This is a genomic window from Clostridioides sp. LIBA-7602, from assembly GCF_056688945.1.
On sequence record NZ_CP196991.1, the window covers coordinates 1,723,525 to 1,737,623 of the forward strand.

At 27.8% G+C, this 14,099-nt stretch carries 11 protein-coding genes and 2 other annotated features; all 11 genes read left to right on the forward strand.

The genetic code is table 11. The features are described 5' to 3' along the window. Nucleotides 1-7: 7 nt before the first annotated feature. On the forward strand, nucleotides 8-943 hold the full coding sequence (locus ACTG45_RS08245; protein ID WP_021384370.1) for a sugar-binding transcriptional regulator: 936 nt from the start codon (nucleotides 8-10) through the stop codon (nucleotides 941-943). A 127-nt stretch (nucleotides 944-1,070) separates the two neighbouring features. Next, nucleotides 1,071-2,927 (forward strand): PAS domain-containing sensor histidine kinase, encoded by a 1,857-nt coding sequence (locus ACTG45_RS08250; protein ID WP_021384326.1) that lies wholly within the window; start codon nucleotides 1,071-1,073, stop codon nucleotides 2,925-2,927. Nucleotides 2,928-3,008: 81 nt separating this feature from the next. Next, nucleotides 3,009-3,249 (forward strand) — a binding site (T-box leader). Between the two features lie 65 nt (nucleotides 3,250-3,314). After that, nucleotides 3,315-3,550 (forward strand) — a binding site (T-box leader). A gap of 85 nt (nucleotides 3,551-3,635) precedes the next feature. Next, complete coding sequence (locus tag ACTG45_RS08255; protein ID WP_021384371.1) at nucleotides 3,636-4,853, forward strand: homoserine dehydrogenase; 1,218 nt, start codon at nucleotides 3,636-3,638, stop codon at nucleotides 4,851-4,853. Nucleotides 4,854-4,968: 115 nt separating this feature from the next. After that, a complete protein-coding gene (gene cdeM, locus ACTG45_RS08260; RefSeq protein ID WP_021384340.1) occupies nucleotides 4,969-5,466 on the forward strand; it encodes an exosporium morphogenetic protein CdeM in 498 nt (165 codons plus the stop codon). Nucleotides 5,467-5,709: 243 nt separating this feature from the next. Then, on the forward strand, nucleotides 5,710-6,975 hold the full coding sequence (hisD, locus tag ACTG45_RS08265; protein WP_479920150.1) for a histidinol dehydrogenase: 1,266 nt from the start codon (nucleotides 5,710-5,712) through the stop codon (nucleotides 6,973-6,975). Nucleotides 6,976-7,288: 313 nt separating this feature from the next. Continuing rightward, complete coding sequence (locus tag ACTG45_RS08270) at nucleotides 7,289-8,383, forward strand: ROK family protein (protein ID WP_479920151.1); 1,095 nt, start codon at nucleotides 7,289-7,291, stop codon at nucleotides 8,381-8,383. Nucleotide 8,384: 1 nt separating this feature from the next. After that, a complete protein-coding gene (locus ACTG45_RS08275; RefSeq protein WP_021384357.1) occupies nucleotides 8,385-9,335 on the forward strand; it encodes an N-acetylglucosamine kinase in 951 nt (316 codons plus the stop codon). After that, nucleotides 9,328-10,512, forward strand: coding sequence for a hypothetical protein (locus ACTG45_RS08280; RefSeq protein WP_479920152.1), 1,185 nt, complete (start codon nucleotides 9,328-9,330; stop codon nucleotides 10,510-10,512). The genes ACTG45_RS08275 and ACTG45_RS08280 overlap by 8 nt, the downstream gene beginning before the upstream one ends. A gap of 12 nt (nucleotides 10,513-10,524) precedes the next feature. Further along, complete coding sequence (locus ACTG45_RS08285) at nucleotides 10,525-12,021, forward strand: sugar ABC transporter ATP-binding protein (RefSeq protein WP_021384342.1); 1,497 nt, start codon at nucleotides 10,525-10,527, stop codon at nucleotides 12,019-12,021. Nucleotides 12,022-12,043: 22 nt separating this feature from the next. After that, a complete protein-coding gene (locus ACTG45_RS08290) occupies nucleotides 12,044-12,994 on the forward strand; it encodes an ABC transporter permease (protein ID WP_021384369.1) in 951 nt (316 codons plus the stop codon). Between the two features lie 23 nt (nucleotides 12,995-13,017). Further along, nucleotides 13,018-13,980, forward strand: a complete 963-nt coding sequence (locus ACTG45_RS08295) for a sugar ABC transporter substrate-binding protein (RefSeq protein ID WP_021384378.1) — start codon at nucleotides 13,018-13,020, stop codon at nucleotides 13,978-13,980. Nucleotides 13,981-14,099 lie beyond the last annotated feature (119 nt).

Sequence of the window (14,099 nt, forward strand, 5' to 3'; positions counted from 1 at the left end):
TGAAAATATGACTATTGATAATGAAATGTTGAAATTGGTAGAAGTATCAAAAATGTATTATGAAGAAAATAAAACTCAAGCAGAAATTGCAAAAATCTTGGGTGTATCAAGACCATTGATAAGTAAGATGTTAAATAGGGCGAAAGAGATTGGAATAGTAAAAATAGAAATTAGAGAATTATTTTCTAGCAACGATTTATTGATGAATCAAATAAAAGATATATTTAGTATTAAAGGAGGGTTAATAGTTCCTGAAGCTAAAACTGAATATATAACTCAACAGACTATACTAAGTCATGGAATAAAGTATATAAAGGAAGAATTAAATAAGGTCAGTAATGTAGGTATAGGGTGGGGTTATACTATAGGTAATATAATGGAAGAAATGCAAAAGAGTGATGATAACTGTACCTTTAAAGGAGAAGTATATCCATTGGTTGGGATGGCCAATATACCAAACAAAGGGTATCATCCTAATGAATTAATATCTGTATTTTCAAATAGTACAGGATTTAGTCCTGTATTTTTATATGCCCCTGCATTTCCAACCAGCAGTGAAGAAAGAGATATATATTTGAAAACTGAAAATTATCAAAGTATAGAGAAAAAATGGGATAATATAGATACAGTAATTTTATCTATAGATAATTACCCACAGGTACCAGACCAAGCTACTGCAATTAGATTTGGGAAAAAACTTACAAAAGAGAAAGCAGTAGGTTCTTTCCTATCCTATTACTTTAATAAGGATGGGGAAATAATTAAAAGTGACAATGACTATGTAATACAAATACCTCTTGAAAAATTAAAAAAGGCAAAGAAAGTTATAGCTATATGTTCAGACACTAGTGTAGGTGCTATAACAGGTGCATTAAAAACTGGTTACATAACACATATAATAACTGATGAGAAAAAAGCGACACAAATAATTATAAACAAATAAAAAATTACATAAAATTAAATTTATTTACAAGAATATCTTATAAAATATGTTATAATTAATAGAAAATTGTCATATAATTACTTAAAGAGTACTATTGTAAATAACATTGAGAGGTAGTGGTTAGAATATGGATACCCATAATAAATATGTAAATTTTATAAAAAATATACCTGTGCCTTTTTTATATTGTAGAATCATAAAGGAACAAGAAAATATAGAATATCGAGTAGAATATATAAGTAAAGGTATGGGTAAAGAATTAAACCTAAAAGAAGGAATTTGTAATGAAAATATATTGGATTTATTACCTGTGTTTAAAAACAAAAAATATTTCAATGAGTTATTCTCAGACGATGTAGACTGTATAAAAAGATATATACCAACATTTAAAAATTGGATAAACATAAAAAAACAAATAATAGGGGAATCATACATAATTTTGTATTTTGGTAAAATTGTATTTGATTATAGACAAATAATCGATTCTTTTAATAAAAAGGAAAAAATAGCCTATATTAAAGATGAAGAAGGCATATATATAGATTGTAGTGAAAATTTAGTTCCAATATTAAATAATAATATTAAAACTACAAAAGATATATTTGGAAAGAATGATGTAGAAGTATGGGGAGAAAAAACTGGAAAATTATTTAGAAATGATTATATAGAAGGAGTATCCAGTAAAAAAAGATTTTTACAAAATTTATTTGAATACAAAGAAACGTTCTTTATGGTTGAAAAATATTTTTTATATGATGAAAATAAACTTTTAGGAACTATAGGAATAATAGGTAATATAATATATAGCGAAAATAGCAAGAAAAATTATAACTCAAAAAACTTAATGAAAATGATTGAACATTCAATTCCAGAGAACATGTTTTATAAAGACGTGTATGGAAACTATATTGGATTTAATTCAGGCTTTTTAAATTTGGCTTGTATGAATAAAGAAGAATTATTAGGAAAGAATAGTTATAAAATATCAACAGAAGAATCTTTAGTAGAGAAGATACTCAAAAGTGATAAGGATGTAGTTGAAAATAAAAAAGTGGTTACATTTGAATCAAATGTAAGTATGGATAATGAAAACAAGTGTATTGAGATTACAAAAAGACCTTTTTTTGATAGTTATGGAAGTGTCATTGGAATAATTGGAACAGCAAAAGATATAAGCAGAAGAAAAAAGCTAGAAGAAGAAATGGATAAATCTAGAATGGAGTTCTTTGCAAATTTATCTCATGAACTTAGAACCCCCATAAGTTTAATCTCATCTTCATTACAAGTGATAGAAAAAAAAGAAGCGGATTTAATAGAATCAAATGATACTTTAAAAAGAAATCTAGGTATGATAAAACAGAATGGAAACAGAATATTAAGATTGGTAAATAATTTTATAGACTTTACAAAAATGCAGTCAGGATATTTAGACTTTAAACCAGAAGAATCAGATATAATTTCATTTATAGAGGATATATGTATGTCTGTAGCTGATTTTGCAAGTCAAAATAACATACAACTTACATTTGACACAGAAATAGAAGAATTTTCAATGTTATTTGATTCAGAAAAATTGGAAAGAATAATACTAAACTTACTATCTAATGGAATTAAGTACAATAAAGAAAATGGAGAAATAAACATATTTCTATATGTGAAAGATGATGTGTTTAAAATGAAAATATCCGATAGTGGGATAGGTATACCAAAAGAAAAAATAGATAAAATATTTAATAGGTTTGAACAGATTGACAATGAACTTTCTTACAGAGTTAAAGGAAGTGGTATTGGTCTTTCATTAGTGAAATCTTTAGTTGAATTACATGATGGCAGTATATGTTTAAAAAGTCAACTTGGAGTTGGAAGTGAATTTGTCGTTTCACTGCCAGTTAGAAGAGAAAATAATACTGAAAAATGCAATTATAAAAGAGAAGTTAGCGACGAGCTAAGTAAAAAATTAGAAATAGAATTTTCGGATTTATAATTTAAGGGTAAAAAATAAAATTTTAAAAAACTATTGACAATTGATTTAGAAGGGTTTAAAATAAGTTACAACATAATAAATAAAAAAGCGATGAATAGGAAGAGTAAATCTAATTCGATTGCCAGAGAGAAGAGTCCATCGGCTGAAAGACTTTTTAAATTAGAGAGATTGAAAACTACCTAGGAGCTACTTTCCGAAGTTATCTATATTAATAGATTTTAGTAAGAATAGTCGTTAACTGCGTTAAAGTATAAAGAGAGTTTTCATAATAAATGAAAACTAAATTAGGTGGAACCGCGGGAATAATACTCTCGTCCTTATGTTATAAGGATGAGAGTTTTTTGTTATTTAAAAATATAAATAGTAATTATAATAATTATAAAAAATAAAAAAGCGATGAATAGGAAGAGTAGATTTAGTTCGACTATCAGAGAAGAAAGTTCAAAGGCTGAAAGACTTTCTAAGTTTGAAAAATTGAAAACTACCTAGGAGCTGTGGTCTGAAGTTACCTTAAAAGGTATTAGTAAGATTAACCGTTAACTGCGTTAAAGTGTAAAGTGGATTTTATCAATAAATGATGAAATCAAATTGGGTGGAACCGCGAGTATAGACTCGTCCCTTTATCTAGGGATGAGTCTATTTTTATTGCAATAAAAGATTGAAAATAAAAAAAAATCGGAAAATTATAAATTTTAGGAGGATAATGAAATGGAGAATAAAGTAAAAATTGGAGTACTAGGATATGGAACTGTAGGAAGTGGACTTATAGATATAATAGATAATAATAAAGAAAAAAGAAATATAGAAATAGTTGGAATTTTAGTTAACAATCTAGAAAAACATAAAGGGAAAAAATATTCTAATATAATAACTAATAATATAGATGATATATTTGAAAAAGATATAGATATTCTTGTAGAAGTTATGGGTGGTTTAGAGCCAACATTATCTTATATTAAAAAGGCTTTAAATAATAAAATTCATGTTGTTACAGCAAATAAAGACTTGTTAGCTGAATGTGGAGATGAACTTGCAAAATTAGCAAGTGAAAATAAGGTAAGTATTAAATTTGAAGCTTCAGTTGCTGGAGGTATACCAGTATTAAAGCCAATAATAGAATCATTAGAAGGAAATAATATAGATAGTATAAATGCTATTTTAAACGGAACTACTAACTTCATATTGTCTAAAATGTATGATGAGAATTTATCTTATGATATGGCATTAAAACAGGCTCAAGAATTAGGCTTTGCTGAAGCAAATCCAGAGTCAGATGTATTAGGATATGATGCTGCTAGAAAACTATCAATATTATCAACTTTAGCTTATGATAATAGAGTGTATTGGAAAGATGTATATTTAGAGGGAATTACAGATATAGATGAAAAGGATATTGAATATGCAAAAAAATTAAATTGTAAGATAAAGTTAATTGGTCAAAGTAAGTATGAAAATCATAAAGTAAGTGCTTTTGTTAGACCTGTCCTAGTAGAAAAAGACAACATACTTGCTAGAATAGACAATGAGTTCAATGCTGTTATAGTAAATGGTGATTCAGTAGGAGAAGTTTCTTTTGTAGGTAAGGGAGCTGGAAGTCTAGCAACAGGAAGTGCAGTTTATTCAGATGTTATTGATATAATAGATAATAGAGTTTCAAGTATAGATTCTTTTACTAAAGATAAAATACAGGTTAATAAGATAGTTAGAGAAAAGTGTGGAGCACTTCTTAGATTTAAAAAATGTAATAAAGATGAAATATTGAATATAGTTGAGAATTGCTTAGTAAATTATGATGTTTTAAATGACGATGATGAGCTTGCTATTATGGTTTATGCTGATTCTGAGTATGAAATAAATAACAGCTTATGTCTAATAAAAGACAAGGGATATTGCGAAAAAATGAATAAAATGTTGAAAATAAGTTAAAAAAGGAAAAATATAAGTTTATATGTAACATATTTTGATGATTTTAATACTATATAGTATGAGATAAAACAAAATATCTCATAAAAAATTAAAATTAAAAGGAGAGATATGTTATATGGAAAATAAAAAATATGCAAATGGTGGTTATACAGAAGATTGGTATGAAAGAGGAGAAGCTACAGCTAAATGGTTCCAAAATGATGGAGAAGAATATGAAAGAGAAGCATACGATGAAGATAGAGAAAGAAGAGGTTCAAACTGTGAATGTTCAAATCAAGAAGGAAATAGACCTAGAAACTGTGAAAGATTTAGAAGAGAAGCTGAAGTAAGAGAAAGAGAAGCTAGAGAGGCATTCTGTGAATCTGCAGAAAGAAAAAAAGAAGCATTAGCATACGAATGTGAAGCTAGAAAATTATGGAAAGAAGCAGAAAAATACTGGGATGAATATTCAGAGTTCAATTATAGAGGAATAGAATATTTAGCAGAAGCTGCTAGATTATTTGATAAAGGTATGGAATGTGAAGCTAGAAGAAATGGAAATAATGGTGGAAATAATAATAACCATTGTTGCCATAAATGCCATAAACCTAATTGTAACTGCTGTAGAAAATAAAAGAATTTCATTGACAAATCAATAGTTAAAATATATCATATTATGTATAATAAAGAGAAAATTCAGAAAAAAATTAATGATTAGAAGAATTATAAGTATAGTTATTAGACAAATAGTGCTCAGTTAGTGAGGTGAGTACAATATGATTAGACTCCTATCCTCTAGCTTTTAATAGAGGGTGGGAGTTTTTATTTATTGATGTATTTTAAATGATAATAATATTGTAAAATTAGGAGGAAAAAAATGAAAAGCATTAAAACATCAAGCACAAAAGAAAAGGTAGATGAAAAGGTTTTAAGAGAGCAAGTAAGTTCTATAATAGAAGATATAAGAAGAGATAAAGATGTTGCACTTAAAAGATACAATGAGAAGTTTGACAGAAATACAAGAGATGAATTTAGAATTACTAAAGAAGAGATAAAAGAAGCTTATAAACATGTAGATAATGAATTTATAAATAATTTAAAGATTGCTGCTGAAAATATAAGAGAATTTGCTAAAGCTCAAAAACTAAGTTTTGAAAATTCTTTTGAAAAAGAAATTTATCCAGGAGTAATCTTGGGTCAAACCAATATTCCAATAGAGTCATGCCTTGCATATGTTCCAGGTGGACAATATCCATTATTTTCAACAGCACTTATGCTTATAATACCTGCAAAAGTTGCGGGTGTAAAAAGAATAGTAGCATGTTCACCAACTATGAAAAATACTGAGGATATAAATCCTAAAACATTGGTAGCTATGGATATAGCAGGAGCTGACGAAATATATGCAACTGGAGGAGTTCAAGCTATAGCAGCGTTTACATATGGTACAGAAAAGATTAATCCAGTTGACATAATTGTGGGACCAGGGAATAAATTTGTAACTGAAGCTAAAAGACAATGTTATGGCCAAGTAGGGATTGATTTTGTGGCTGGCCCAAGTGAAGTTCTTATAATAGCTGATGAAACTTCAAATCCAGTTTATATTGCAGCTGATTTATTAGCACAATGTGAGCATGATTTAAATGCAAGGGGGATATTATTAACAAATAGTTTAGAAAGAGCGCAAGAAGTTGAAAAAAATATAAAAATTATGTTAAAAGATTTGCCAACAAAGGATATAGCATATAATTCATGGGAAAATAATGGAGAGATAATACTGGTTGATGATATGGAAGAAGCCATTAAAATAAGTAATTTTTATGCTCCAGAACATTTAGAAGTTGCAGTAAAGGAATATAATGAAATTTGTGATAAATTAACTAACTATGGTTCGCTATTTATTGGAAATCTTTCTGCTGAAGTATTTGGTGATTATGTTTCAGGTACAAATCATACATTGCCAACACTTAAAGCATCAAGATATACTGGTGGCGTTTGGGTTGGTACATTTATAAAAACTTGTACAAAGCAGATATTAAATGAAAAAGCTATAGAATCATTGGCACCTATCGCTGAAAAACTAGCAAAAGAAGAAGGATTATATGCACATGCAAAGGCAGCTGAAGTTAGATTTAAAAAATAGATTTAGAAACAATCTATTTTAGATTTATTTCTTTTATATAAACAACTATATAAACAACTTTAAAATATTTTATAACATATGAAAACACATCAAGTTTGTTATCAAAGGTTAGAAGAGTTTTAATAGTAGCTTTACACCCATTATAAATTTTATAAAAATATAATATATGTATGAAGTTATACTAGAAAAGTCGTTTTATGATAATTTTAATTTATCTTGAAACGACTTTCTTATTGAAAATTTGTTGACAAATTTAACTTACACATATTATACTAAACTTAATAAATAAAGTTTATAAAGTAAGGTGTTGTTTATGAAAAATATAGTTGGAAAACCACAGACGATAAAAAAAGTCAATGAAGACTTAATAAAAAATATTATAAAAAATGAAGGACCTATAACAAAACCAGAAATTTCGAGTATTACTGAGTTGAGTTTAGCTACAGTTAATAAAATTGTGGAACAGTTAGCTTTGAAGAAGGAAGTTAAAGTAAGTGGATTAAGTGAGTCTACTGGAGGGAGAAGAGCTCAATTATTTGAAATAAATGCAAACTTAGAACACATAATAGCTTTATATTATTATAGAAATAGCTGTATAGGGGTAGTTGCAAATTTATTAGGTGATATAACTTATAAAGAAGAATTCAATATAAGAATGGATACATATGAAAACGTTAACAAAGATACTTTTTTTGTTATAGATACTCTAATTCAAAATGTAAGAGGAAACAATATAAGGGCTATTGGGATTGGTGTTCCAGGAGTTGTAAAAAATGGTGTAGTTAAAAATATACCAACTATAAAAAGCTGGGAAGGAATAAATTTAGAAGATTTAATAAAGAGTAAATACAATACTAAAGTATTTATAGAAAATGATACAAATATTACTACTATAGGAATTTATCAAAAACAGTATAAAGATGAATATAAAAATATGGCACTTATGTATTTAGAAGATGGTATTGGTTCTGGTATAGTTATAAACGGTGAATTATATCTAGGTAATACAAATTTTGCTGGAGAATTAGGTTATTTAAATATAGAATTTGGCAAGTATAATAGCAGTAATTTAACTATTGAAGATTATATTTTAAGCTTAAGAAAAAGATACTTAGAGAGCAAAGATAATAAATTTAAAAAAGAAATTTTATCTATAATATCAAATTTTGTAAGGACCCTTGTTTGTGTTTTAAATCCAGAAGCTATGATTATACAGTGCAATATATTAACTAAAGCTGACATGGAATTTATAAAAAAAGATGTAAGTAAGAGTGTTGGAGAAGAAAATTTCCCTAGGCTAATAAAAGTGGAATCGTTGAAAGAAGGAAGTATAGATGGAGTAATTAGTATGTGTTTAAAAGAAACTGACTATCAATATTCCTTATCTAATAAAAAAGGAGGATATTAATGTGAAATATTTGATTTCAATAGATGGAGGAGGAACAAAAACAAAATTTTGTGTAAGTGATTTAGATGGGAACATATTAAAGGAACATACTACAGGTTCAACTAATTATAAGTCAGTTGGAATTCAAAAAACATATGAAAATATTAATGATGGATTTGATAAAATATTAAAAGATTTACATATTGATTATGCTGATATTGAGTACACTGTATTTGGTATATCTGGATGTGATTCTCCTAATGATTATAATATTATAATGGATGAAATATTAAAAATAGGGCTAGATAAAGAAAAAATATATCTAGTAAATGATGCAGTTTTAGCTTTTTATGCACAAACTAATGCTCCTGGTCTGGTAATTGTAGCTGGGACAGGTTCAATAATACTGGGAATTAGAGAAGATGGAGAAATATATAGAGTTGGTGGATGGGGATATAATTTTAGTGATTTGGGCTCTGGATATGATATAGGGAGAAAACTACTAAAGAAAGTTTTACTTTATTGTGATGGGTGTCATGAATATAGTGATTTGTTTAATTGCGTTTTAGATTTCTTTAGAACAGATAGCTTTGAACAACTTACATATGCAATTACTGAGATAAACAACAATGTTGAAATAGCAAATTTAGCTTCATTAGTGATTGACTGTGCTGAACAAGGTGATAAATTAGCTATTAAAATATTGGAAGAGTCATCAGATGAATTGTCTAAATTAGCTCAAGTAATATTAAATAAAATATCTAATTCAATGAAAAATAATAAAAGTGAGATAAATATAGTTTTATCTGGTGGTACATTAAACAGAACTGTATATGCTCAAATGTTAATGAATAATTTAAAAAGAGAAAATACAGATAAAAAATTGAAATTTATACTCCAAGAAAATCAGCCAGTATATGGAGGGATAAGGCTTGCTATGGCATTAGCTAATAGGAGGGTCAAACATGGATAGAAAAAAAGTAATAGTACAAATCTTTACAGGCGGATTTAAAAACAAAGAAATAAAATTTAATGATATAAAACATAAATTATTAGAATTATTGGACTGTATTGAAATAGAAAAGGTCATTATGGGTTGGAGTGTAGATAAAGAGCTATATATAGAAACTAAAAAACTATTAAAAAAATATAACATTGAATTATATCTTTGGTTACCATGTTTTTCAGAAATCGGATTACTTGAAAAAAGTAATTTATTAGTTGATTATACTGGAAAAGAAGTTAAAGGATACGTTTTACAAGAAGATGAAAATTTTGAATTTTATTGTCCAAATAATAAGGAAAATATAGAAAATATAAAGAAAGTTTATAATACTTATTTTAGTGAAATTGATTTTGATGGAATTTTCTTAGATAAGATAAGGTATGGTTCTTTTTCAAACAAATTAAATGGTGTTTTTAATTGTTTTTGCAAAGATTGTTTACCTATTTATAAAGCAAGCAATATTGATAAAAAGTCATTAATTATGGAAATGAAGAATATGTCTAGTGAAGTTATAGGCAGTGAAAATACCCCATTTGGTATAACAGAATACACTAATGGAAAATACAAATTTAAAAATAAAATATGGGAAGATTTTTTCGAAATAAAAAGTAAAAATATATGCAATGCGTTAGCAGATATAAGCAATTATTTCAAAAACAAAGGATTGAAAATAGGTATAGATACTTTTTCTCCTTTTATTTCTTACTTTGCAGGTCAAGATTTAGAAAGATTACAAGACATAGCAGATTTTATAAAACCAATGATGTATAGAGTTACAAAAGCTCCAGCAGGTTTGCCATTTGAATTTGAAAGATTGGTTGATGAATCTATACATGGAAATAAAGAACTTGCAAAAGAAAGTTTCTTAGAAATTTTAGGAATCAAAGAGTATCGAGGAGACGTATATCCTATAAACTTTGTACTGGAGGAAATCGATTTTATGACGAAAAATCTTGCTACAGATATATATGTAGGCATTGAAATAAATAAAAAAGAAATTATAGCTCCTGTTACACCTAAATACATAAGTGAAAATATTTCAAATATAAATAAGACAGCAGTAAAAGGGTATGTTCTATCTTGGGATTTATTATCGGCACCAAAAGAAAATATCGATGAAGTTATAAAATGGTTTAGGAATTAGTGAGGTGATATAGTGAGTAAAATACTGGAAATGCAACAAATATATAAAAGCTTTGGGAAGGTAGATGTTTTAAAGGGTATAGATTTTGACTTAAAAAAAGGAGAAGTAAGAGCACTTTTGGGAGCCAATGGAGCAGGTAAGTCTACACTTATTAAAATTTTAGGAGGTGTTCATTCTCAAACTAAAGGTAAAGTGATTTTAAATGGCAATGAAATAATATTTAAAAACCCACATCATTCTAAAGAAAATGGTATTAGCATAATTTATCAAGAGTTAAGTCTGATACCAACACTTACAGTACTTGAAAATGTTTTTCTTGGTAGAGAAACTTTAAAGGGAATCGTGTTTTTAAATAAGAAAGATATGCTAGAAGAATATATTAAGATTTGTGAAGATTTTGATTTTAATATAGACCCATATATAGTAGTGTCTAATTTGAGTGTGGCAAATCAACAAATGGTTGAGATAATGAAAGCTGTTTCATGTAATTCTGAAATTATCATAATGGATGAACCGACAACATCACTTACTAACAATGAAAAAGATGGACTATTTAAAATAATAAATAGATTGAAAGCTAAAGGCAAAACAATAATTTACATTTCTCATATATTAGAAGAAGTTTTTAAGGTATGTGATAGTGCAAGTATAATGAAAAATGGAACTATGATTGGAACTTATGATGTAAAAGACTTAACTAAATTAAAAATAACTCAACTTATGACAGGAAATGATAATCATAAACTCATTGAGAAAAAGGATTATACATTTGCAAACTATGAAGAACCTCCAGTACTAGAAGTTAAGAATATAAGTTGGTCCAATAAAATAAAAAATGTTTCATTTAAAGTTTATAGAGGAGAAGTTGTAGGTCTAGCAGGTCTTGTAGGTTCAAGAAGAACTGAAATTATAAATTTGATATTTGGGATAGATAATAAAGATAGTGGAGATATATTTATAAATGGTAAAAAAGTAGATATAACTTCTCCTAAAATTGCTATAAAAAATAAAATAGGGTTGATTCCTGAGGACAGAAAAAATCTAGGGCTAATTTTAGAGCAAGCTATATATACTAATTCAGCATCAGTACAAATTGATAAATTCAAGAAATTTTTGTTTATAGACAGAAATAAGGAAATTGAATTTTCTAAAAAGGGTGTTAAAGAACTAGGAATAAAAGTTAGTGATGTAAAGCAAGAGGTAAAAGAGCTTAGTGGTGGAAATCAACAAAAAGTAGTAGTTTCTAAATGGTTAGAGAAAGATTTAGATTTAATAATATATGATGAGCCGACAAAAGGAATAGATATTGCTGCAAAAGAAGATATTTTTAATACAATAAAAGAATTTTCAAGTAAAGGAATAGGAGTAATATTTATATCTTCTGATTTAGAAGAAGTAATAAGAGTAAGTGATAGAATTTTAGTAACTAGAGAAGGTTCTATTGTAGATGATTTAAAAAATGAGAATATAAAGGTTCAAGACATAATGAACAGTATATTTAATGTATAAAAAATGAAAATGGAGGACTGAGATGAAAAAAGCTTTTGAGAAATTAAATTTAAGAGATTATGGAGTATTACTAGGTTTTTTGGCTTTATGTATAGCTATAAGTATTGCAACTCCATCATTTTTAGGTAAACAAAATATACTTAATCTTTTACGACAATCTTCTATAATCGGAATAATTTCAGCAGGTATGACTTTTGTTATAATATCTGGAAACTTTGATATATCAGTTGGAGCAGTAGCAGCTCTTGCAGGTGCTATAACAATGAAATTTGCAACTGGTGGAACTAATTTGTTTGTATCTATGATTTTAGGTATAGCAATTTGTGCAGTAATAGGATTAATCAATGGGATAGTGGTTGCAAAGATAAATGTACCATCACTAATAGCTACTATGGCTATGGTCACTATTGTAAGAGGATTGTTATTGATGCTTACAGGAGGATATCCAATTACTGAAAATATACCAATACTTGATTACATTGGGAATGGATATTTGTTTAATATACCAATACCAGTAGTAATTTTCTTTATAGTAGTATTTGCTTCATTTATTGTACTTAATAAAACTAAGTTCGGTAGATATGTTTATTCTGTAGGAGGTAATCAAGAAGCAAGTAAACTTAATGGTATAAATGTAGATTCTCATAAAATAAAAGTATTTATTATCAATGCTATACTTGCAGGGATAGCTGGTATTGTGCTAACTGGAAGACTTGGAACTGCCACTGCGATTGCAGGTGAAGGATACGATATGGATGCAATTGCATCTGTTGTAATAGGAGGTACATCCGTGGCAGGAGGCTCTGGGTCTGTACTTAAAACAGTTATAGGTGTATTACTTATGAGTGTTATAAACAACAGTTTTAATCTTCTTGGAATAGATGTATACTTCCAGTACATATTTAAAGGATTAATAATCTTAGCAGCGGTTGGATTTGATTCTTATAGCAAGAAAAAACTTGCTTCAAGATAAAAAATAAGAGGGGGAATTTTTTTATGAAAAAATTAATGAAACATTTAGCGTTGTTACTATCACTTATTATGATATTCAGTCTAGTTGGATGTTCTGATGGTGGTGGCAAAGAAAAGAGTGGAGAAAAGAAAGTAGCAGTATTACTACCAGGTTCAACAGGTTACTTTGTAGCAACTAAACAAGGGATAGATGCAAAATCTAAAGAATTAGGCGTAAATGTAGAATATGCAGATGCTCAATGGGATGCTAGTAAACAGTTGTCACAAGCTGAAGATTTTATGGCTAAAGGCGTAGATATGATTGCATTATGCGGAGTTGATTCTGCTGTAAGTGAGAGAATAGTTAAAGCTGCTAATGATTCAGATGTTCCTATAATAGCATTTACAAATTCTATAGGAAGTAATCCAACTGGAGAATTTAAAGGTTTAGTTACATATATAGGACAAAATGAGGAAGAGACAGGAGCATTAACAGGTAAAATTGCTAAAAACTTATTAGGAGAAGCTGGTGGAAAGGCTGTATTAATAGAAGGTGTTCCAGGAACTACTCCACAAGTATTAAGAAAAAAAGGTCTTGAGAAAGAATTAAAAGATAGTAATATACAAATAGTTTATAACCAAACTTCAAATTGGGAGAAAGAACAAGCATTAAAGGTAACAGAAGATTTAATTCAAAAGAAAACTGATTTTAATGTTATAATATGCCAAGATGATAACTCTGCCACAGGAGCAGGACAAGCTTTAAAAGATGCTGGTCTTAAAGATAAAGTCAAAGTTATAGGTTTGGGTGGAAGTAAAGATGGATTAAAAGCTATAACTGATGGATTAATAGATGGTACAACTTATATGTCTGCTGTGGAAGAAGGAGCATTAGTTGTAGAAAAGGCATCTAATTTCCTTAAAGGTGAAAAAGTAGAACCTGTTACACAAATTAAACAAGTTGAAGTTAACAAGGACAATATTTCGGAATTTAAGGGTGAATGGTAAAGTATTACAGAAAATAAATAAAATAGCTAGAGTTACTTTATATAGTTTCTAAAGTAACTCTTTTTTTAAATCTAACTTAGTGATAAATTATTGAATAGTATTTCTAAACAAATAAAAAA